We start from the raw sequence: 20,427 nt of genomic DNA, 5'->3' as shown, positions 1-20,427 counted from the left end.
TCGGTGAGCGCAGCAGAGCTGGTCAAGCATGGTCGCCTCCCAGGTCCGGGGTTGGCGTCCGTCGCGGGCCGGAATCCGTCATTCTTCGTAGAGCAGTATCCTGCCACGATGAAAGAGGTTGGTCAATGTCCGATTATGCCAACGCCGGCTGCTCTCAATCCAAGGGGACCAGCGGCGCGAACCGAGGCAGGATGTGCTTCCGACCGTGTTCGGGGAAATCCACCGTGACGGTGAGGTCGTCGCCCTGTCCCTCGAGGCGGACCACGGTACCGGCGCCGAAACTGGCGTGGCGGACCAGTTGCCCCGTGAAGTACGGAGCCGATTGCGCCACCTCCTCGTCCCAGCCGGCCGATCGTGCTGGCCGGTGGCGCGCCTGGCGACGGGCCTGGGCCTCGGCGGAATAGAGGTCGGGCGATGGCTTGCGCGGCCGCTGGTGCAGGCCGGCCTCGCCGAAGAGCGTGCGGCCGATGGGCTGCTGCCAGCCGTGGTCGAGCTGGCGACGTTCGCAGAGGTCGTCGGGGATCTCGCCGAGGAAGCGTGACGGCAGCGTGTCCTCGTACGAACCGAAGCGGCGGCGGCGCGAGGCGTGCAACAGGTAGAGCCGCCTCATGGCGCGGGTGATGGCGACGTAGAAGAGCCGCCGCTCCTCCTCGACGCCTTCCTCGGTGTCGCTGCTGGTGATGTGCGGCAGCAGCTCGTCCTCGCAACCGGTGAGCACGACCACGGGGAATTCGAGCCCCTTGGCGGTGTGCACCGTCATCAGCCGCACCGCGCCCTCGCCGTCCTCGATGGTGTCCTGGTCGGCCACCAGGGCGGTCTGCTCGAGGAACTGGCCCAGGGTGCCGCCGTCCGCGGCCTCGTGGAACGCGAAGGCGCCGTTGACCAGCTCGGCCACGTTCTCCATGCGCACGGCCGCGGTGTCGGGCTCGTCCTCGTGGAGGAATGTCTCGTAGTCGATGTCGGCGATGATGCGCTGGAGGAGCTCGGGCACGGGCAGGCCGTCGTAGGCGGCGCGGCGCCAGCCGGCGAGCCTGTTCAGGAAGCCGAGCACGCGCTGGCTCGCGGCGTGCCCCAGGGCGTCGCGCAGCAGGTCGGGTCGCGCCACGAGGTCGCCCACGGCGATCTCGTGCTGGTGGGCGCAGGCGAGGAGCCGGCCCACGGTGGTGGCGCCGATCTTGCGCTTGGGCTGGTTGATGATGCGCTGGAGCGAGACCTCGTCGGCAGGATTGGCGGTGAGCTTGAGATACGCCAGCAGGTCGCGGATCTCGCGCCGCTCGTAGAACTGGACGCTGCCCACCACCTGATGCGCGATGCGCGCGCGCCGCAGCGCGTCCTCCAGCAGCCGCGACTGGGCGTTGGTGCGGTAGAGCACGGTGATGTCGCCGCGCTGGCGGCCGGCGGCCAGCTCCTCGCGGACGATCTCCACCACCCGCGCCGACTCGTCCTCGGCGTCGAGCTGCTGCTCCACCGCGAGCGGCTCGCCGCGGCCCGCCTCGGTCCAGAGGTTCTTGCCCTTGCGGCGCCGGTTGTGCGCGATCACCGCGTTGGCGGCGTCGAGGATGTTGCCCAGCGAGCGGTAGTTCTGCTCGAGCCGGAAGGTCTGGGTCCCCGGAAATAGCTCGTCGAACTCGAGCATGTTCTCCACCCGCGCGCCGCGCCAACCGTAGATCGATTGGTCGTCGTCGCCGACCACGAACACGTTGTGGTGCTCGCAGCTCATGAGCCGGACCAGCAGCAGCTGCAGCTGGTTGGTGTCCTGGAACTCGTCCACCAGCACGTGGCGGAACTTGCCGGCGTAATGGGCGCGCACGTCGTCGTGGGTCTCGAGGAGGTGGACGGTCTCGAGGATGAGGTCGTCGAAGTCCACGGCCTGGCACTGCCGCAGCGCATCCTGGTAGCCCTGGTAGAGCTTGGCGTAGACCTCCTCGACGTAGGTCGTGGCCGCGGCCAGCGCCTGCTCGGCGGAGTCGTCCTCGTTCTTCCACTTGCTGATGGCTTGCCGGATGCCGGGGATGGCGAACTGCTTGGGATCGATCTTGAGGTCGGCCAGCACGTTCTTCAGCAGGCGCTTCTGGTCGTCGCTGTCGTAGATGGCGAAGTCGCGGGGCAGGCCGAGGCGGTCGGCGTGCTGGCGGAGGATCCTGGCGCCGGTGGCGTGGAAGGTGCCGATCCAGAACGGCGCCCTTTCCTCGCCAACCTGCCGGGCCACGCGCTCCTTCATCTGCTTGGCGGCCTTGTTGGTGAAGGTGTACGCGAGGATTTCACCGGGATGAACGCCCTGCTCGAGCAGCCAGGCGATGCGCGTGGTCAGCACGCGGGTCTTGCCGCTGCCGGCACCCGCCACCACGAGGACGGGACCGTCGCCGGCGGTGACGGCTTCGCGCTGGGCGGGGTTCAGGGCTTCGAGCAGGTCCATCCTTGGGGGTGCTCCTTGGCTGCGGCGCGGTCGATCAGGGTGCGGGGCGTCCGCCAAGGATAGTGATGGGAGCAGTGGCGTCAAATGGTGGCGGCGCACCGGCCGGAATGCGGTCATCTGCCTGGCTGTTTTTTCGCCTTGTGTTCGCCTTAATGCTGTGCGATAATTGCCTTCTCCATCCTCCCGGAATTGACGCGATTGCATGCCCTCCACAACCTTGGATTTCCGCCCCGGCCTCGCCCCCATCGAGGTCGACCGCGCCGAGGTCCCCTGGCCGCCATGGCTGCGTTTGCGGAGAACCCGCAGGGTGTGTGCCGGCATGCGCATGCCGCCGCGCCCGGCTAGAAATCGGGGCCGATTGAGAAGTGGAAGACGTTGCCGTCGGTGCGGCGCAGGTCGGTGCGCCAGGCCCAGTCGAACTTGGCGGGCAGGCCGAAGATATTGGCGCGCAGGCCGAGGCCGAAGTCGCCGCGGAGATCCTGCATGCCCCAGTCGCCGTTGGCGTCGTCGCCGAAGAAGTTGACGCGGTCGGTCCAGGCGCAGCCGGCGTCGAAGAACACCGCGCCGCCGATGCCCGCGAAGCCCCAGCGGCCGGGCCAGCCGAAGATCAGGTAGTCCACGAACGGGAGGCGGTATTCCAGGCTGAAGAGCGCCATCTTGGTGCCGGCCAGGTTCGGCAGGGTGCGGTAGTCGCGATAGCGGTAGCCGCGCAGGGTCCAGGGGCCGCCGATGATGAAGGCGCGCGGGTCCTCTCCGTCGCTGTGCGCGTAGGTCAGGTGCAGCGCGAGGCCGTTGCGGCGCCAGGGGAGCCAGTACTTGCGCAGGTCGGCCACGGCGGTCCAGCGGTTGAGACTGCTCTCCGAGATGGGGATGCCACGGCTCACGCTCAGTGACCAGCGGCTGCCGGCCAGCGGGCCGTGCAGGCCGTAGAGCGCGTTATCGTGGGTGATGCCCAGGGTGGGCTGCAGGAGGCGGTTGCGGCGCTTGGCGGCGGGGACGAGGTAGCCGTACTGGTCGTAGGCGTACTCGGTGCGGTCGCTGTTCAGGAGCTGGACGTCCAGGTCGATGCGGTCGAACGTGGACAGCGGGTAGCTGGCGCGGCCGAAGAAGCCGTAGTTCTTCTCCTTGAACAGGGTGTCGTCGGTGAGCAACTCGCCGACGCTGGTGATGATGGAGTTGTAGAAGTTGTTGAACAGGAAGGCGCCGGCGCTCAGGTCGATGCGGCGCTTGAGGTAGGTGTAGGTCATGGCCAGGTCGCTGTTCTCCAGCGAGCCGTAGAAGTTGAGCAGGAAGTCGAGACGGCGGTCGCCGAGGTCGTCGGTCAGGGTCAGCAGGTTGGCGAAGCCGAGGCCGCCGGCGCTGGTCCAGTAGACGCTGCCGCCGGCCAGGGCGCGCGAGGCGTCGAGGCGGAAGCGTGGGCGGTAGTCGCGGACCAGGCCGATCTCGCCCGGGTCCATGCGCAGGGTGTCGGCCGGACCGGCGCGGGTCACCAGCTGGGGCGGCTCCTCCACCACGGGGTCGGGAGTCTTGCCGCCGGGCGTGCGCCGCGACCACTCGGCCAGGAACGCGTCGGCGGCATAGAGGTCGTAGCCCGCGCTGTTGAACGCGCTGAAGACGAGGCGGTCGCTGACCGGAGCGTAGCTCAGGTGCTGGATGCCGCCGAGGACGTTGGTCAGGCGGCGCTGTTCACCGGTACCGAGGTGCACGATGGCCAGGTTGTCGATGCCGTCGCGTCCGTCGACCACGGCCAGGGTCTGCTGGTCGATCCAGATCGGATCCCGGCGGCGTTCATGGGGCTCGAAGAGCCGGCGGCGGGCGCCGGAGAGGTCGAGGATCTCCACCGCGGGCGGCGGGGCGATGCGGCTGGTGTCGGCCGCGCTGGCGTGCAGGAGCCGCTTCTCACCGCCGGTCAGCACCTCGAACTCGAATTCCACCTCGGCCAGCGGATTGAACGAGAAGGCGAGGCGGCGGCCGTCGGGGGACCAGGCGGGGGCGCCCTCGTCGCCGGCGTCGTCGGTCAGGCGCAGCAGCCGGGCGCCGCCGGGCAGGGTGCGCGGCGTCGCGGCGCCGCGGATCCAGGTCCGGTCCAGGGCGCCGGGAACCATCTCCAGGAGGTAGAGGTCGGTGCGGCCGCGCTCGGTGCCCACCAGGGCCACGAGGCCACCGTCTGGGGACCAGGCGGGATTGGCGGCCACGTCCAGTCCCAGGGCCCAGCTGCGCGTGACCTGGCCGTCGTCCACGCTGATCGTGTGGAGCGTCTCGCGGTTACCGCTCTTGGCCACCAGGATCACCTCGCGACCATCGGGGGACCAGTCCAGGCCCGAACGGAAACTATGGAAGCTCTCGAAACGGCTCGCGCGCATGCTGCGGCCGAGACGGCGGATCTCGCGACCGTCGATGGCGGACAGGAGGTAGAGGTCGATCAGGCCCTCGCGGTCGGTGAAGCAGACCAGCAGGTCGCCGTCGGGATTCAGCGCGGGGCGGCCGTGGAACGAGGCCTCGTCGGTGTCCAGGCCGGTGAGCGGGCGGGCGATCTCGGCCATGAGTTCGAGCGTGCTGTAGCCGGGCCAGTAGCGGCGGCGCAGGTCGCGGGCGTAGACGCGGTTGAGCTCGTCCATGGTCAGGCCATAGGTGTGCATGAGCGCGGCCTCGACGCTCCGCAGGCGACCCACAGCGGTCCAGAATTCGTTGAGCTTCTCCGGGCCGTAACGCTCCGAGAGCAGGCGCATGGCCGCCTGGCCCTGCTTGTAGACCATGTAGCCGCCCACGTATTCGAGCGGCTGCAGGTAATCGCTGATGGTGGCGTCGCGGATCATCATCTCGGCGCCGGCGTCCCACCCCGAGCTGAGCCACTCGGCCACGCCCTCGGCGAACCAGAGCGGGATGCGGAAGAACGTGTTGCGCCCGAGGTCGGTGGACCGCTTGCCGAAGGCCATGTCAAACATGAAGACGTGGACCAGCTCGTGGCGGATCACGTGAACGAAATCGGCGTGCGAGCCGTTGTAGGGCAGGACCATGCGGTTGCGGAACGGCTCGGAGAAGCCGCCGGTGCCCTCGCCGATGAGGTAGTCGGCGATGTTGGTCTGGGCGAAGTCGGCGTGGCTCGAGTAGAGGATGAACGGGACGCGGAAGGGCAGGTCGCGGTCGAGGCGGTCGGCGTACTCCTTGTAGGCGCGCTCGGCGATGATCGCGGCGCGGACCGCCAGCTCCTCGGCGCCGTCGTGGAAGTGCAGGTCGAAGTGCGGCGTGGTCATGACCCGCCACTGGAGACCGCGGGTCTGCACCTTGTTCTTGCCATAGCCCTGGCCGCTGGCCGGCAGGGCCACGAGCAGAAGCACGGCCAGCGCCGCGAGCAGGCTAGTACTCGAAGCGGTACTTGATGTCCAGGTTGTACGTCGCATCACCCTGGTATTCGTCGATCCGGCGGCGGATCTCGGTCTGCAGGAGGAGGTGGTTGGTGATCTGGTACTCGATCAAGAGGTCGCGGTCGTTCTGGTTGAGCCCCTGGGCGTACTTGATGTAGAGGTCCGAGCCGAGATACTTGCCCACCCCGATCAGCGGGTCCAGGCCGGTGCTGCCGGCCTGCTGGCGCTGGATCTGGTCGATCTCGATGGTGTCGAAGAGGTCGATCTCGCGGGCGATCTCGCGCTCGAGGATGTTCAGGCCCGCGCCGATGGAAGCGTTGGCCAGCGCGCCGGAATCGCCCTGCTCGTCGGGATAGGGCGACAGCCCGAGCAGCATGCGCTCGATGGCCTCGCGCGGATAGCCGCTCTCGCTCGAGTAGCTGATGGCCATGGCGTCGGCCGGCCCCGTGGCGTGGACGGTGATCCGCTCGACCACGCTGGTGCTGGAGGCCTGGCTGCGGATGCGCACCCTGGTCTCGGCGTCGATGTCCACGTTGGGCACCACGCCCACCGAGCGGCTGTAATCGAGGCGGCCGCGCACCACCTGGAAGGTGTTGTTGAACACCGGCAGCCGGCCGGTGTCGATGTTCATGCTGCCGTTGAGGATCATGCCGTCGGCGTCGCGAACCAGGTTGACGTCGCCGGAGAGGTCCAGCTCCATGGTGCGGTTCTGGATGCGCGCGGTACGGGGCGGACCGATGATGCGAACGTCGGCGAGCCAGTCGGGGGTGATGTTGCCCAGGGTGGGGTCGGCCCCGCCGGCCTCGCTGGAGAAGTTGCCGGTGTAGCGACCGCGGATCAGCTCGAAATCACCGGTGAACCTGGGCACCAGCAGGCTGTCCGGGCCCACGGGCACGCCCGTCAAGCGCCCGTTCTCGGTCCGTACCAGCGCGCGCAGCTCGGGGATCGACGCGAGCAGGAACCGGTCGGCGCGGAAGGTGATGTCCCAGGTCTTGAGCACCAGGCCCTCGAAGGTCACGGTGCCGGCGCCGGCGAAGGTGCCCTTGAGGCCCTCCTCGCCGCGCAGCTCCTGGATGATGAGCTGGTCGTCGCGGAACACGCCGCGGGCCGAGCAGTTGCGGTAGACCTCCTCGTTGCCCCGCAGCACGAAGCCCATGCCGTTGATGTCGAGCCAGCCCTGGTAGCGCGGATGCGAGAGCGGTCCGGAGACGATCATCTCGCCGTGGCCGCGGCCACGGCTCTCGATGAAGGCGTTGGTCGCGGTGTAGAGCGGAGCCAGGTCGGTGTTCTCGGGCAGGGCCAGCCGGGCGTAGAACGGGCCGTCGGGCGGAGAGATGGGCACCGAGTGCAGGTCGAAGACCAGCGGGATCTCGAGGCGCCCCTCCAGCATGAACTCGTCCTGGTGGCCGCGGAGCTGGCCCAGGGCCAGCATGCTGTGGTCGGCGCGGATCGACCCGGTGAGCCGGTCCAGGTGCAGCCAGTGGATGTGGAAGGGCGCGCTGTCCAGGTCGCCGGTGATCAGGGGATCGTCGGTGGTGCCGCTCAGATGGAGCTGGCCGTCGACCTGGCCGGCGAGCCGATCCAGCGCGGGCAGGGCGAACTGGTCGAGGAACGACCAGTCCCCGTCCTGGATCTGCAGGTCGAGGTCGAGCGATGCTCCCCGCCACCATTCCCGCAGGCCCACGCCCGGATGGCTCAGGGTGCCGCTGGTGGCGAGGCGGCCGAACTCGCTGAGCAGGTTCAGACTGTCCACCGTGACGGTGCCCGCCACGAAGGACGCGTCGATGGTGAGGGTGTCGATCCGCGCCAGCGGGAACGCCGCGCGGGCCAGACCGCCCTGGACCGTCACCTCCGGACGCTGCGGAGTGCCCGACACCTCGACCACCGCCGTGGCGTGGCCGCCCGTACGCCGATCCTCCTCCAGGAGCGGGTTGAGGAGGTTGAGGTCGAAGTTGATGAGCTCGAGGTAGCCGGAGAGCAGGCTGTCGGCTGTGCTGTACTCGACGCTGGCGGCCAGGTCGCCCTGCTCCGAGGACAGGTGGATGATGGGCAGTTGAAGCCGGCCCGGCCCGGCCGAGGCTTGCACCACGTCGGTGGTCTCCCAGGTGTTGCCCGCGAAATCGAGCCGGAGACGATCCAGGGTGAGTTCGGCGCCCGAGGGAACGATGTCGGCATGGCCGCGCAGGGTGGCCATGGTGTCGCCGCGGGCGGTCCAGAACGAATCGACGACCACGCTGGCGGGATCGGCCTGGGCCCAGATCAGATAAGGTCCCAGCGGCACCCCGCCCAGTCCGAAGCGTTCGCCCTCGGCGGCGGCGCTCAGGGTCCAGTCCTCGCCCAGCACGTTGGTGGCCACCACCGCCGCCCGGCCGGTCCTGGCGGTCACCAGGCCCAGCGCGAAATTCCGGAAAGCGAGGTTGCCGGCGGTCTCCAGGCTGTCCAGCGGGCCGCGCACCAGGAGCTGGCCGGCGAGGCTGCCCTGCAGTTCGGGCCACTGCCAATCCGACGGGAGATCACGCAGGTCGGCGATCTCCAGGTCCAGATCACCGTCGAAGATCTGCTGGCGGTCGCTGGCTCCGGACAGCTGGCCGCGCAGCGAGCCCCGGCGCAGATCGATGTGATGGAAGTGGAGCGAGTCGGCCACGGCCCAGATGTCGACCCGACAGGTGTCGAAGGGCATGATCTCGATCCCGCCGTCCCAGAGCAGGCCCCGGACCCGGGTCGCCTCGTCCGCGACGGTGTGCACGATCTCCAGACGACCGTGGCCCCAGGTGCGCGGAAGCTCGTCGTCGCCGGGAATCAGACCGGTCTGGAGATCGAGGTCGCGGCCCTCGCCCGTGAGGCTGACCACCACCCTCTCGGCGTCGCGCGCGTCGACGATCAGGTTGCCGTCGTAGTACGCCGAACCTGAGCCCACGCGGCTGCGCAGCACGTGGAACTCGGCGACATCGCCGGTGACCAGCGCCTCGCCATGGGCGTCCTGCAGGTCCCATTCCTCGACGCGGCCGGTGAAATCCAGGTTCAGGCGCAGGCTGTCCTGCTGGCTCGTTAGCTGCAGATCGACATCGCCGGCGGCATGGAAATCCAGAGCCAGACCCGTCAGATCGCTGACCTCCTCGGTGGAGAGGTTCCGCCCGGTGGCGGTCAGGTCGAAGCGCTCAGGCGCGTAGCTGCCGCTGACGGCGACCCGCCCCTCGTTCCAGAGCGCACCGAGACTCTCCACCCGCAGGCCGTCCCGCCCCACGACGACCACGCCGTAGGGACGGTCCAGGACCGCGCCGCGCGAGTACCATGCCAGGTGGCCGCCCTGGGACACGACGCGCAAGGTCTCGCCATCGGCGGCGATCTCGCCGCGCCAGGCGATCTCGGCGATCCCCTCGCGCGGCAGACCATCGCTGTCGGAAACCTCCACGCGACCGTCGCGGATGTCGACCAGATCGATGACGAGATGCGGTAGCGCGGTGCCACGGTCGGCGGCTGCCTCCGAAGGCGGCACCGGGGGATCCTGGTTGTGGTAGACCTCGATGCCCTGGGCCTCGAGCCGCCGCAGGTGGATGGTCCGGCCGATCACGTCGCGCAGGCGGAAATCCAGCGCCAGGGTGTCGACGGCCACCAGGGTCAGTCCGCCGCGCTCGCCGCGCAGGGTCAGGGTCACGTCGTAGGCGTCGAGTCCGCTGAAGGGGCGGATGTTGTAGGTCCCGACGCGCAGGTTGCCGTCGATGGTGGACTGCAGGTGGCGGTTGATCAGACGCGTGGCCGCCGGCGCCAGCAGCTCCGGGTTCCAGAGCAGCAGCACCATCCCCGCCAGGATCAGCAGGGCGGTGGAGATGGCGGGCCAGCGGATGCGTCGTTGCGCCACGCGCGTCCTCTTCCTCTAGAAGATGTGACCGAGCGAGAAGTGGATCCGCCACTTGTCGTCGACCACGGTCTTTTCCAGGCTCTGGTAGCGGGCCCGCTTCAGCGGGAACCCGATGTCGAGCCGGAACGGTCCGAAGGGGGTGTCCAGCCGCACGCCGGTCCCCACACTGTAACGATAGTCCCAGAGCTTGGTGCTGCTGGGATCCTCGGGCTCGCCGGGATACGAGCGGAAGCGGAAGCCCTTGAGCCGGATGTCGTCGAAATTCTCCCAGACGTTACCACCATCGAAGAACGCCACGCTGCTGAAGTTCCAGCGCGAGAGCAGGGGCAAGGGGAAACGCCATTCCAGGTTGGTGATCAGCTGGTAGCTGCCGCCCTTGGCCGGGTCGTCGGGCAAGGGGACGTCCGAACCCCAGCCGATCTCGTCGAGTTCGCTGCGGTCGAGGACCTGCGGGCCGAGGCCGTTGTCGCGATAGCCGCGCACGCTGTAGGCGCCGCCGGCGAAGAAACGATCGTCGTAGGGCACGCCGTCGGCGCCGAGTTCGCGCGACTTGCCGTAGGGCCGGACGGCGCCCACACGCAGGCGCGAGGCCAGGACGCCGCCGAGCAGCGGCCGATAATGCTGGTAGGAACCGCTCCACTTCAGGAAGCTGTTGTCGCCGCCGAGCAGCCCCCCGGCCAGCTCGAGCTGGCTGGTGAAGTACTGCCCGTGCAGCGGATTGAAGACGTTGTCGCGGCCCTCGAGGAAGAGCGAGTGGATGAGCGAACGGGTCTGGGTCGCGGTGACGCCGGCCTGCTCGAAGTCCTCCTGCAGATCGGCTGGCGCCAGCGGATGGATCTCGGGATCGACCACCTTGAAGCGGAAATCCAGGCGGTTGGTCCAGTTCAGGTCGTCGCGACGCTGGGTGCCAACGAGGAAACCGGCGGTGGTCTGGATCAGCGCCGACTCGCCGCGGGTCTCGCGCTTGCCGAAGAAGTTGATATCGAGTGGGTAGTCCCGCCCCAGCAGATGCGGATCGGTATAGAGCAGGTCGGCGCGGTAGTTGAGGTCGCCATCTTGGAAGTCCCGCGGTTCGCCGATGATCTCCTCCACGTTCCAGTAGAAGCGCAAACGGAGCGAAAGACGGCGCCCGGTGCCCCAGAGGTTGTTGTGCCCCCAGGCGGCCAGGGCGCGGATCCGCTCGCGGCTGCCGAACCCCACGCCCAGCTCGTAGAACGCCGGCTTGCGCTCGGTGACGCGGATCAGCATGGCCGCGGTATGCGCGGTAGTATCCCAGTCGGCGGCCACCACGCTCACGTCGCGGAAGAGGGCGGTCTGCAGCAACCGCTGGCGGGTGATCTCCACCTCGTTCCAGGTGAAGAGGTCGCCGGGATCCAGCCGCACTTCCCGGGTGATCAGATCCAGGCGCGTGGTGGGCTGGCCGAGGACCTCGATGCGGCTCACCGTGTAGGCCGGGCCGGGAACGATGGCGTACTCGATGATCGCCGAGCGCCGCGTGGGGTCGTCGGTCGCGGCGAGGCGCAGGCTGGGCGTGATCTCCACGCGCAGGTGGGCCATGTCCCAGTAGCGCCGGCGCATGCGGTAGATGTCCTCGCCGAAGCCCCGCACGTCGGCAGGAGCCGGCTGTCCTTCCACCAGGACCAGGATCTTGCGCAGCTCCGCCTCGCTCAGCGGCGCGACGCCCTTGAGGACCACCTGGTCGACATAGGTGCGTGGGCCTTCCACCACCGAGATGTAGAGGATGTCCCCCTGTTCGGTGGTGGTCCCCACCGAGTCCAGGCTCGCCGTCATGTCATGGAAGCCGCGGAGGCGGTACCAGCCGCGGAGCTGGCGCAGCTGCGTTTCCACCATGTCGGGCCGGTAGCTGGGGATGTTCAAGGGGCGGGTCCAGTCGCGCCCCTGCAGGCGCAGGACCCGGCTCAGGGTCTGGTCGGAGAAGGTCGCGTTGCCCGACAGCTCGATGCGGGCGAGCCGGTTCTGCTGGAGACCGTAATCGAGCTCCTCGTCGGCCCGGGCCCGGGGTGTCAGCGCCAGCACGAGCAGCATGCATGCCAGCACGCCACCCGCCGTGTACGGGTGGGAACCGGGCGCGAAGGCCGGTTGTTTGTCCGCTCGTTGCCGCACTTTCCCGTTGCCGCCCACCCGTCGGGCATGTTTGATTGGCTGGCCCGCAGCGATCACTCGCCTGGAGGTCCCTTTTGTCCCGTCGACTCGGTCTCGTGTCCTGGCTCGCCCTCCTCGTCCTCGGTGGCGGATGCGCGCAGGAACCTCAGAACCTCGCCCTGGCCGACCTCTCCGCAGCCGAGCGACAGTTCGTGGAGCGCTACGTGGTCCTCGAGCGCGCCCGGGCCGTGTCGCTGGCCGACCCCACGGTCGGGGTCACCATCCTGGACAGCCTGGCCAGCGCCTGGGGCGACACCGCCGACCTGCTCGCCGAGCGGAGCCTGCCCAGCGACCCCACCCGGGCCGCCGCCATGATGGACCTGGTCAGCCGGTTGCTCGAAGCGGAAGCGGATTCCCTGGTCCACGCCCCGGTGCCACGCCGCCTGACCGCCCCCCTGCCCACACCCGTGCCTCCATCCTGACGATTCTGCCGGTCCGGGCGCCTGGGCGCAACCATTAGCCGGTGAAGAGCCGCACGCCGTCCTGGACCAGGACCACCGTCATGAACAGCAGCAGGATGATCAGCCCCAGCTGGGTGGCGATGCCCTGCACCCGCTCGTCCACCGGTCGGCCACGCAGAACCTCCAGCAGGAGGAAGAGCACGTGGCCCCCGTCGAGCACGGGAATGGGCAGCATGTTCAGCAGGAAGAGATTCACCGAGAAGAAGGCAATGAAGGTCAGGAGCCGGTCGAAGCCCCAGCGCGCCATCTCGCCGGCTACCTGGGCGATGCGGATGGGACCGCCCACCGATTCGAGTCCCATGCGCTCGCGCACCCAGCGGCGCAACTCGCTGGCGATCTGGCGCGTCGTGAACCAGGTCCGCTGGTGACCCAGCACCAGCGCCTGTCCCAGCGAGAGCGGGCGGCGCTCGAGCAGCAACTCGTAGTGAATCCTGCCGACGGTGGAGTCGGGCATGACCTCGTACGCCTCGGGAGTCACCGTCCCTTCGTACTGCTGGCCATCACGCACCCAGGTCATAGCCAGGGGGACCCCGGCCGAGACCTGGACGATCTCGAGCACCTGACGATGGCTCCGGATCTCCTGGCCGTCGATGGCGACGATCCTGTCGCCGCGCTGGAGCCCCAGCTGGTCGGCGGGACCGTTGTGCTGGACGCGTCCGATGAGGTTGTCGTGGGCATCGCAGCCCAGGACCCAGTCGTCAGCGGGCGAGGGCCGTCGCAGGCCGACCTCCGTCCTCACCTCCTGGCCGGCGCGGCGCACCACCACGGGCACCGGCTGGGCCAGGGTGTCGGCGGTGGCGAGGCCGGAAGCGCCGCCGAGGGCCTCGAGCATCTCCGACCAGCTTGCCACGGGCTCGCCGGCCACCGTCAGGAAGACGTCGCCAGGCTCGAGGCCCGCCACGGCCGCCGGACTGCCCGGCGCCACGGTCCCGATCTCGGTGACCGGATTGACCGACAGTCCCGAGTGCATGAACAGCCCGGTGAAGATGACGTAGGCCAGGATCAGGTTGAACAGCGGCCCGGCCACGAACACCAGGAATCGCTGCCAGGCCGGCTTGTTGAGGAACTTGCGCTCGGCGGGGATGTCGTCGTCCTCGCCGGCGCGCTCCTTGTTGCCCTCCTCGGTGCCCAGCGGGTACTTGCGCTGGTCGAGGGTGCCGGTGTCCTGGATCTCCTCCATCATGCCCTCGCCGGCCATCTTGACGTAGCCGCCGAAGGGAATGAGCGACAGCGCGTACTCGGTCTCGCCCCAGCGCCGGGTCAGGATCTTGGGCCCCATGCCCACCGAGAAGGTCTTGACGTACACGCCGAAGACCTTGCAGGTCAGGAAGTGCCCCAGCTCGTGGACGATCACCACCAGGCCGAGGGTGAAGATGCTGGCGAGCAGCGTGATGAGGAGATCTCCGTTCAAGTCGTACCTCGCAGGGGGATGAGATCGGCCGTCAGGCGACGGGCCTCTTGGTCGGCGGCGAGCGCGGTCTCGAGATCGGGAACCGGACGGGCAGGCAGGCGACCGAGGGCGGCCTCGACCACACCAGGAAGGTCGACGAATCGGAGCCGACCCGCCAGCAGCGCCGCCACCGCCACCTCGTTGGCCGCGTTCAGCGTGATCGGCGCCGTGCCGCCGGCTTCGCCCGCACCCCGCGCCAGGGCGAGGCAGGGGAAACGTCGGGTGTCCGGGGCCTCGAACCGCAGGTGGCCGATGCGCAGCAGGTCGAGCCGCTCGCCGGGCAAGGCCCAGCGCTGTTCGCCGGTGATGGCATAGAGCAACGGCAACCGCATGTCCGGCGTTCCCAGTTGGGCCAGCAGCGCGCCGTCGCGCAACTGCACCAGCGAGTGGATCCACGACCCGGGATGCACCACCACGTCGATGTCCGCGTAAGGCATCCCGAAGAGGTGGTGGGCCTCGATGACCTCGAGCCCCTTGTTCATGAGCGTGGCGGAGTCAACCGTGATCTTGGGTCCCATGTTCCAGGTGGGATGGGCCAGCACCTGGTCCAGGGTGACCGCGGCCAGCTCGGCGGTGCCGGTCTCGCGGAAGGGGCCGCCCGAGGCGGTCAGGATCAACCGCTCCAGATCCTCGCGCCGCCGGCCGCAGAGGCACTGGGCCAGCGCCGAATGCTCCGAGTCCACCGGCAGCAGCTCGGCGCCGCCGGCCTCGACGGCCGCGTTCACCAGGCAGCCGCCCACCACCAGCGATTCCTTGTTGGCCAGCGCGATGCGCAGGCCCCGGCGGGCCGCGGCGAGAGTCGGCGCCAGGCCCGCCGCCCCCACGATGCCGTTGACCACCACGTTCCCCGGCGCCTCGGCCACGAGCGCGGCGGCATCCGCCGCCGGCAGCAGGCGCGGCCCGAAGACCCCGGCCGCGGCGGCGCGATCGCGCGCGGCCGGGTCGGTGATCGCCACCAGCGGCGCGGCCGGCGGCGGCAGCGCCGCCAGCTCCTCCCAGCGCCGATGGACCGACACGGCCTCGAGCCGGAGCCGGTCGGGAAACCGGCGGACCAGGTCGAGGGTCTGCTGGCCGATGCTGCCGGTGGCCCCGAGCACGATCAGGCCCAGGGGTTCGGGCAGGGTGCGGGGCACGGCGAATGGATAGAGGGCGGGGATCATAGCACCATGAACCGGAACCAGTAGTAGATCATGGGAATGGTGAACAGCAGCGAGTCGATCCGGTCCAGGATGCCGCCGTGCCCGGGAATGATCTGGGCCGAGTCCTTGATGCCCGCGTCGCGCTTGAGCAGCGATTCCACCAGGTCGCCGAGCTGCCCCAGCACCGCGCTGGCCAGGCCCAGGAGCGCACCGGCCAGCGGTGTGATGAAGGGCAGGAAGGTCTGCGCGCAGACCCAGCCAGCCACCGCCCCGCCGACCAGGCCGCCGATGGCGCCGGCCCAGGTCTTGCCGGGGCTGATGTGCGGGATCAGCTTGCGGCGTCCGATGGTGATGCCCACGACGTAGGCCGCCGTGTCGCATACCCAGATCACCAGCGCGGCGAAGAAGACCAGCTTGGCGCCCACGGCCGGGTCGGTGCCGATCTCGCGCAGCAGGATGAAGTGGCTGCCCAGCCAGCCCACGTACATCACGCCGAGGACGGTGACCGCGATGTTGGTCAGCGCCTCGGCCACCTGCGGGCGGAAGATCTCGCGGACCATGATCATGAGCAGGATCACGGTGACCAAGAGCGTGAGCGCCGGCCCGCCCCGGTAAGCGTGCAGGCTCACGGCCAGCGCCGCCGCGTAGCCGAGCAGCCTCGAGGGGTGGAAGCCCTTGGCCTCCATGAAGCGGAAGAATTCGGTGAGGCCGAGCACGATGAGCAGGTCGATGAGCAGGAGGAAGAAGACGCCGCCGCGCAGGGTGATCACGTAGAGGCAGGGTACGGCCACCAGGATCGCCGCCAACCGGGGTATTATGCCGGCGCTCAGGAATCTCTGGGTGATGGCCGTCACGACCTGTACCCCAGCAACCGCTTCCAGCGGGCGGGGTCCAGAAGGGCCGGGTCCCGCCGGGGCTCGGCCACCACTCCCGTGGCCGGCAGTCCACCGTAACGGCGCTCGCGACGCAGGAAGTCGTCGATGGCCAGCATGAGCTGCCGTTCGCGGAAGTCGGGCCAGAGCACGGGTGAGATGAGCAGTTCGGCGTACGCCGCCTGCCAGATCAGGAAATTGCTGAGTCGGCATTCGCCGCTGGTGCGGATCACCAGGTCGGGGTCGGGCAGCTCGGGATGGTAGAACTCGCGCCGCAGGGCGCTCTCGTCCACCGCCTCGGGCGTCAGCTCTCCGGCCGCCACCCGCGCCGCCACCCGCGCCGTGGCGCGCAGGATCTCCTGGCGCCCTCCGTAGGCCAAAGCCAGGTTCAGGGTCAGACCCGTGCCGCCGGCGAGTTCGTCCACCGTGCGCGCCAGGGCCTCGCGGGCCCGTTCCGGCAAGAGGTCGGTCTCGCCGCTGACCACGAGCCGGACGCCGCGCTGGGCCAGCTCCTCGCGTTCGACGACCAGCGCCTCCTCGAGGAAGCTCCACAGCGCGCGGACCTCGGCCTCGGGACGGCTGAAGTTCTCCTGGCTGAAGGTGTAGAGCGTGAGCACCTCGATATTCAGCCTGCTGCACACCGAGACCGCCGCCCGGACCGAATGACGTCCGGCCCGGTGGCCGGCGGCCCGGGGCAGGAAACGCTTGCGCGCCCAGCGGCCATTGCCGTCCATGATGATGGCGACATGCCGGGGCAGGCCAGCCTGGGCCGTGAGATACTCGGCCAGCTGATCGTCGTCGCGGTCGTGGTGCCGATCGGCGGACATGCGCCTAGATCTCCATGATTTCCGCTTCCTTCGCCTTGACGACCTCGTCGATATCGGCGCAGAAACGGTCGGTGAGCTTCTGGATCTCGTCACGCTCGCCGTGGAACTCGTCCTCGGTGATCGTGCTGTCCTTCTGCTCCTTCTTGAGCTGGTCGTTGCCATCCTGGCGGACGCGACGCACGGCGACCTTGCCCTCCTCGCCGATCTCCCGGGCCATCTTGCCGAACTCGCGGCGGCGCTCCTCGGTGAGTTCGGGGATCTGGATCCGGATCATCATGCCGTCGTTGGAGGGATTCAGGCCGAGGTTGCTGGCCTGGATGGCCTTTTCGATGGCGCCGATGGCGCTGCGGTCGAAGGGCTTCACGGTGAGCTGCCGGGCTTCCGGGGCCGCCACGGTGGCCAGCTGTTTCAGCGGTGTGGGCGCGCCGTAGTACTCCACCATCAGCCCGTCCAGCAGGGCGGGCGAGGCCTTGCCGGTCCTCAGCTTGCCGAGGCGGCGCTTGACCGAATCCAGGGCCGAGTCCATCTCGAGTTCTGCATTCTCCAGGACGTCCTTGCTCATCTCGGCGTCTCCTTTGTGATCCGGGTCCCCAGCGGCTCGCCGTCGAGGATCCGCAACAGATTCTCCGGGTCGGAGATATCGAAGACCGTCATCCCCAGGTTGCCCTCGGCGCAGAGGGTCACCGCGGTGAGATCCATGACACGGAGCTTGCGGGCCAGGACCTCGTCGTAGGTCAGGCTCTCGAAGCGCTGGGCATCAGGATACTGGTGCGGATCCTTGTCGTAAACCCCATCTACCTGGGTTCCTTTCAGGAGCACGTCGGCGCTGATCTCCAGGGCCCGCAGGGCGGCGGCCGAATCGGTGGTGAAGAAGGGGTTGCCGGTGCCGCCGGCGAAGACCAGAACATGCCCCGATTTGAGAAGCTCCTGGGCCCGGTCGCGCGCGAACGGCTGCGCGAGCGGCACCTGCTCGCGCGGAGCGAAGACCACGGCCTTCTGCCCCTCGGCGCGCAGGTATTCGCGCAGGACCGCGGCGTTCATCACCGTGGCCAGCATCCCCACCTGGTCAGCGGTGACCCGTCCCAGCACGTTCAGGTTGGCCTGGCGCGCCCGGAAGATGTTCCCCGCGCCGCACACGATGCCCACCTGCGTCCCGCGCTGGACCACCTGGTGCAGCACCTGGGCCAGCGCCGTGAGCTTGGGATGGGAGAATTGCTGGTCCCCGTCGGCGAGGGCCTCGCCGCTCAGCTTCAGCAGGACACGCGAGTAGCGCAAGCTCGACAAGATGGACCTCCCGGGGACCCCGGATACAGAAAAGCCCGGGCCGCGCGGAGTCGGCCCGGGCGGAGTCGGTCTAGGCGCCGATGGTGAACCGGGCGAAGCGCTTGACCTGCATGTTCTCGCCGAGCTTGCCGATCACGGACTTGATGTAGTCCTCCACGGTGAGGTCGGGATCCTTGACGTACTTCTGCTCGAGCAGGACGACGTCGCTGTAGAACTTGCCGATCTTGCCCTCGACGATCTTCTCGATCATCTGCTCGGGCTTGCCTTCCTCGCGCATCTGCGCCGCATAGATCTCCTTCTCCTTCTCGATGAGAGAGGAGTCGACCTCTTCGCGGGTCACGGCGGCGGGATCGGCGGCCGCGATGTGCATGGCGATGTTGTGCACCATCTCCTGGAAGTCATCGGTGCGCGCGACGAAATCGGTCTCGCAAGCGATCTCGACCAGCACGCCCACCTTGCCGCCCATGTGGATGTACGAGCCGATGAGGCCCTGGCTGGTGGCGCGGTCGGCCTTCTTGTCGGCCGAGGCGATGCCCTTCTTGCGCAGGAAGTCCTTGGCCTGCTCCAGGTCCCCGTCGCACTCGGCGAGGGCCTTCTTGCAGTCCATCATCCCGGCGTTGGTCGCGTCGCGGAGTTCCTTGACCATCTTGGCGGTGATTTCCATGTCCCAAATCTCCCGTTGTCTGGAGCCTGCAAGAGCCCGGCACCGCCGAGGGGCCGGGCTCGATGTCATCAGAAGAGTATCTAGGCCTCGGGCGTCTCGGCCGGAGCCTCGACCTTGCTGGCATCGCCTTCCAGGGTGGCGGTGGCCTGGGGCTCGGCGGGAGCCTCGGCGGCCATGTTCACCTGGTCGCGACCCTCGGCACGGGCCTGCTTGCCCTCCTCGATGGTCTGGGCGATGACCCGGGCGAAGAGGTTGATGCTGCGGATGGCGTCGTCGTTGCCGGGGATGGGATACTTGACCATGGTCGGATCGGCGTTGGTATCGACGATGCCGATGACCGGGATCCCCAGCTTGTTGGCCTCGCGCACCGCGGTCTCCTCCTCGGCGGTGTCCACGACGAACACGGCCTCGGGGACCTTCTTCATGTTGCGGATGCCACCGAGGTTCTTGTGGAGCTTCTCGTAGGAACGGTTGACCTCGAGCTGCTCCTTCTTCGAGAGCTTCTCCATGCGGCCGTCGCTCATCATGGCCTCGTAGTCTTCCATCTTCTCCACCCGCTGGTGGATGGTGCGGAAGTTGGTCAGCATGCCGCCGAGCCAGCGCTCGGTGATGTAGGGCATGTTGCACTTCTGCGCGTTCTCGCGGATGGCGATCTTGGCCTGCTTCTTCGTCCCCACGAAGAGCACGGTGCCGCCCTTGCTGGCCACCTCGTGCAGGAAGGCGGTGGCGCGGTTCAGCAGGCGCAGGGTCTTCTGGAGATCGATGATGTAGATGCCGCCGCGTGCGATGAAGATGTACGGCTTCATCTTGGGATTCCACTTGCGGGTCTGGTGCCCGAAGTGGACGCCGCTCTCGAGCAGATCGCGCAGTCCGACGTTGGCCATGATGATCCTCCGGTTCAGGTTGTTCCTCCCCGGTCTTCATCGGCACGGGATCAACGCCGCAGCGCCACCTGTCCCTGCCTCGAACCGGGTGTGTGATTCCGGCCGCGGCGAACCGCGGCCGGTGTGATCTCGATCGAAACGGTCTAGCGCTTAGAGAACTGGAAGCGCTTGCGAGCGCCCGGCTGACCGTACTTCTTGCGCTCGACCATGCGGGAATCCCGGGTCAGGAAGCCGCCCTTGCGCAGGGGCTTGCGGAATTCCTCGTTGGCGACCACGAGCGCCCGCGCCAGGCCGTGGCGCAGCGCGCCCGCCTGACCGCTGACGCCGCCGCCCTTGACCGTGCACCAGATATCGAAGTCGCTCTCGGCGCTCAAGGTCCGCAGCGGCTGCAGCGCGTGCAGGATCTGCATCTCGCTGAAGTAGTCGTTGACCTGACGCTTGTTCACCATGACCTTGCCGCTGCCCTGGGTGAGCCAGACGCGAGCGACAGAGGTCTTGCGGCGACCGGTGGCGTAATACCTCTCCTCCAACTCTTAACCTCCGAGCTCGACGGTCTTGGGCTGCTGCGCGAAGTGCGGATGCTCCGCACCGGAATACACGCGCAGGTGGGTCATCTGACGGCGTCCGAGGCGGGTCTTGGGCATCATGCCCCAGACGGCCTTGGTGATCACGCGGTCGGGGTATTTCTCCATCATCACCCGCATGGGGGTGGCCTTCTGGCCGCCCATCCAGCCGGTATGACGGAGGTAGACCTTCTTGTCCAGCTTCAGACCGGTGAGCTTGACGTCGCTCGCGTTGATCACGATGACGTTGTCTCCCATGTCCAGGTTGGGCTGGAAGGTGGGCTTGTGCTTGCCGCGCAGAAAGGTCGCCACGCGGGTCGCCAGGCGTCCCAGCGGGATGCCGGTGGCGTCGACGACGAGCCAATCCTTGGCGATCTCGCTCTGCTTCATGCTGTAGGTCTTCACGTTGGCCTCCGTTAGCCTGCCGGGCCACAACTCCAGCAGACACACCAATCAGCAAGCAAAAGTGCCGCACCTGCG

Annotated in this window: 15 protein-coding genes; 1 reads left to right on the top strand and 14 read right to left on the bottom strand. The window is 68.4% G+C overall.

The genetic code is table 11. The annotated features are described in order from the left end of the window. Window positions 1–154: 154 nt before the first annotated feature. The 4 genes from IFSED24_RS02695 to IFSED24_RS02680 all read right to left on the bottom strand — a co-directional run bounded on the left by IFSED24_RS02695 (window position 155) and on the right by IFSED24_RS02680 (window position 11,698). On the bottom strand, window positions 155–2,416 hold the full coding sequence (locus IFSED24_RS02695) for an ATP-dependent helicase (RefSeq protein WP_491333683.1): 2,262 nt from the start codon (window positions 2,414–2,416) through the stop codon (window positions 155–157). A 341-nt stretch (window positions 2,417–2,757) separates the two neighbouring features. After that, entirely contained in the window at window positions 2,758–5,817 is a 3,060-nt protein-coding gene (locus tag IFSED24_RS02690; protein WP_491333682.1) for a BamA/TamA family outer membrane protein, read from the bottom strand. After that, on the bottom strand, window positions 5,774–9,640 hold the full coding sequence (locus IFSED24_RS02685) for a translocation/assembly module TamB domain-containing protein (RefSeq protein ID WP_491333681.1): 3,867 nt from the start codon (window positions 9,638–9,640) through the stop codon (window positions 5,774–5,776). Before IFSED24_RS02685 ends, IFSED24_RS02690 begins: the two co-directional genes overlap by 44 nt. Window positions 9,641–9,655: 15 nt before the next feature. Then, window positions 9,656–11,698: a BamA/OMP85 family outer membrane protein gene (locus IFSED24_RS02680; RefSeq protein ID WP_491333680.1), complete on the bottom strand. Its 2,043-nt coding sequence runs from the start codon at window positions 11,696–11,698 to the stop codon at window positions 9,656–9,658. A 140-nt stretch (window positions 11,699–11,838) separates the two neighbouring features. Between IFSED24_RS02680 and IFSED24_RS02675 the strand changes: the two genes are divergently transcribed. Beyond that, complete coding sequence (locus IFSED24_RS02675) at window positions 11,839–12,225, top strand: hypothetical protein (RefSeq protein ID WP_491333679.1); 387 nt, start codon at window positions 11,839–11,841, stop codon at window positions 12,223–12,225. A gap of 34 nt (window positions 12,226–12,259) precedes the next feature. On the opposite strand, the gene rseP is transcribed toward IFSED24_RS02675, so the two are convergent. From rseP to rplM, 10 genes are all read right to left on the bottom strand, one after another. After that, window positions 12,260–13,675: an RIP metalloprotease RseP gene (gene rseP / locus IFSED24_RS02670; protein ID WP_491333678.1), complete on the bottom strand. Its 1,416-nt coding sequence runs from the start codon at window positions 13,673–13,675 to the stop codon at window positions 12,260–12,262. Beyond that, window positions 13,672–14,874 (bottom strand): 1-deoxy-D-xylulose-5-phosphate reductoisomerase, encoded by a 1,203-nt coding sequence (dxr, locus tag IFSED24_RS02665; RefSeq protein ID WP_491333677.1) that lies wholly within the window; start codon window positions 14,872–14,874, stop codon window positions 13,672–13,674. Before dxr ends, rseP begins: the two co-directional genes overlap by 4 nt. Continuing rightward, window positions 14,871–15,707: a phosphatidate cytidylyltransferase gene (locus IFSED24_RS02660; RefSeq protein WP_491333676.1), complete on the bottom strand. Its 837-nt coding sequence runs from the start codon at window positions 15,705–15,707 to the stop codon at window positions 14,871–14,873. Before IFSED24_RS02660 ends, dxr begins: the two co-directional genes overlap by 4 nt. After that, window positions 15,704–16,552, bottom strand: a complete 849-nt coding sequence (uppS, locus tag IFSED24_RS02655; RefSeq protein ID WP_491333675.1) for a polyprenyl diphosphate synthase — start codon at window positions 16,550–16,552, stop codon at window positions 15,704–15,706. The genes IFSED24_RS02660 and uppS overlap by 4 nt, the downstream gene beginning before the upstream one ends. A gap of 4 nt (window positions 16,553–16,556) precedes the next feature. Beyond that, the gene (gene frr, locus IFSED24_RS02650; RefSeq protein ID WP_491333674.1) at window positions 16,557–17,114 is read right to left on the bottom strand and encodes a ribosome recycling factor; all 558 of its coding nucleotides are present in this window, start codon (window positions 17,112–17,114) and stop codon (window positions 16,557–16,559) included. Beyond that, on the bottom strand, window positions 17,111–17,827 hold the full coding sequence (gene pyrH / locus IFSED24_RS02645) for a UMP kinase (protein ID WP_491335020.1): 717 nt from the start codon (window positions 17,825–17,827) through the stop codon (window positions 17,111–17,113). The genes frr and pyrH overlap by 4 nt, the downstream gene beginning before the upstream one ends. A 79-nt stretch (window positions 17,828–17,906) precedes the next feature. Then, window positions 17,907–18,500 (bottom strand): translation elongation factor Ts, encoded by a 594-nt coding sequence (gene tsf / locus IFSED24_RS02640; RefSeq protein WP_491333673.1) that lies wholly within the window; start codon window positions 18,498–18,500, stop codon window positions 17,907–17,909. A gap of 80 nt (window positions 18,501–18,580) precedes the next feature. Continuing rightward, window positions 18,581–19,384: a 30S ribosomal protein S2 gene (gene rpsB, locus IFSED24_RS02635; protein WP_491333672.1), complete on the bottom strand. Its 804-nt coding sequence runs from the start codon at window positions 19,382–19,384 to the stop codon at window positions 18,581–18,583. 143 nt (window positions 19,385–19,527) lie between these two features. Further along, entirely contained in the window at window positions 19,528–19,914 is a 387-nt protein-coding gene (gene rpsI, locus IFSED24_RS02630) for a 30S ribosomal protein S9 (RefSeq protein WP_491333671.1), read from the bottom strand. A 3-nt stretch (window positions 19,915–19,917) separates the two neighbouring features. After that, window positions 19,918–20,352, bottom strand: coding sequence for a 50S ribosomal protein L13 (rplM, locus tag IFSED24_RS02625; RefSeq protein WP_491333670.1), 435 nt, complete (start codon window positions 20,350–20,352; stop codon window positions 19,918–19,920). Window positions 20,353–20,427: the final 75 nt, after the last annotated feature.

This window comes from Candidatus Latescibacter sp. IFSED24 (genome assembly GCF_058273205.1).
This window is presented reverse-complemented; position numbering and strand designations above follow the sequence as displayed.

What these genes read in the sequence shown, in the direction of transcription:
- frr (WP_491333674.1), bottom strand. Translation starts at nt 17,114, where the DNA reads ATGAGCAAGGACGTCCTGGAGAATGCAGAACTCGAGATGGACTCGGCC.
- dxr (WP_491333677.1), bottom strand. Translation starts at nt 14,874, where the DNA reads ATGATCCCCGCCCTCTATCCATTCGCCGTGCCCCGCACCCTGCCCGAA.
- rpsB (WP_491333672.1), bottom strand. Translation starts at nt 19,384, where the DNA reads ATGGCCAACGTCGGACTGCGCGATCTGCTCGAGAGCGGCGTCCACTTC.
- IFSED24_RS02690 (WP_491333682.1), bottom strand. Translation starts at nt 5,817, where the DNA reads ATGCGACGTACAACCTGGACATCAAGTACCGCTTCGAGTACTAGCCTG.
- tsf (WP_491333673.1), bottom strand. Translation starts at nt 18,500, where the DNA reads ATGGAAATCACCGCCAAGATGGTCAAGGAACTCCGCGACGCGACCAAC.
- IFSED24_RS02695 (WP_491333683.1), bottom strand. Translation starts at nt 2,416, where the DNA reads ATGGACCTGCTCGAAGCCCTGAACCCCGCCCAGCGCGAAGCCGTCACC.
- uppS (WP_491333675.1), bottom strand. Translation starts at nt 16,552, where the DNA reads ATGTCCGCCGATCGGCACCACGACCGCGACGACGATCAGCTGGCCGAG.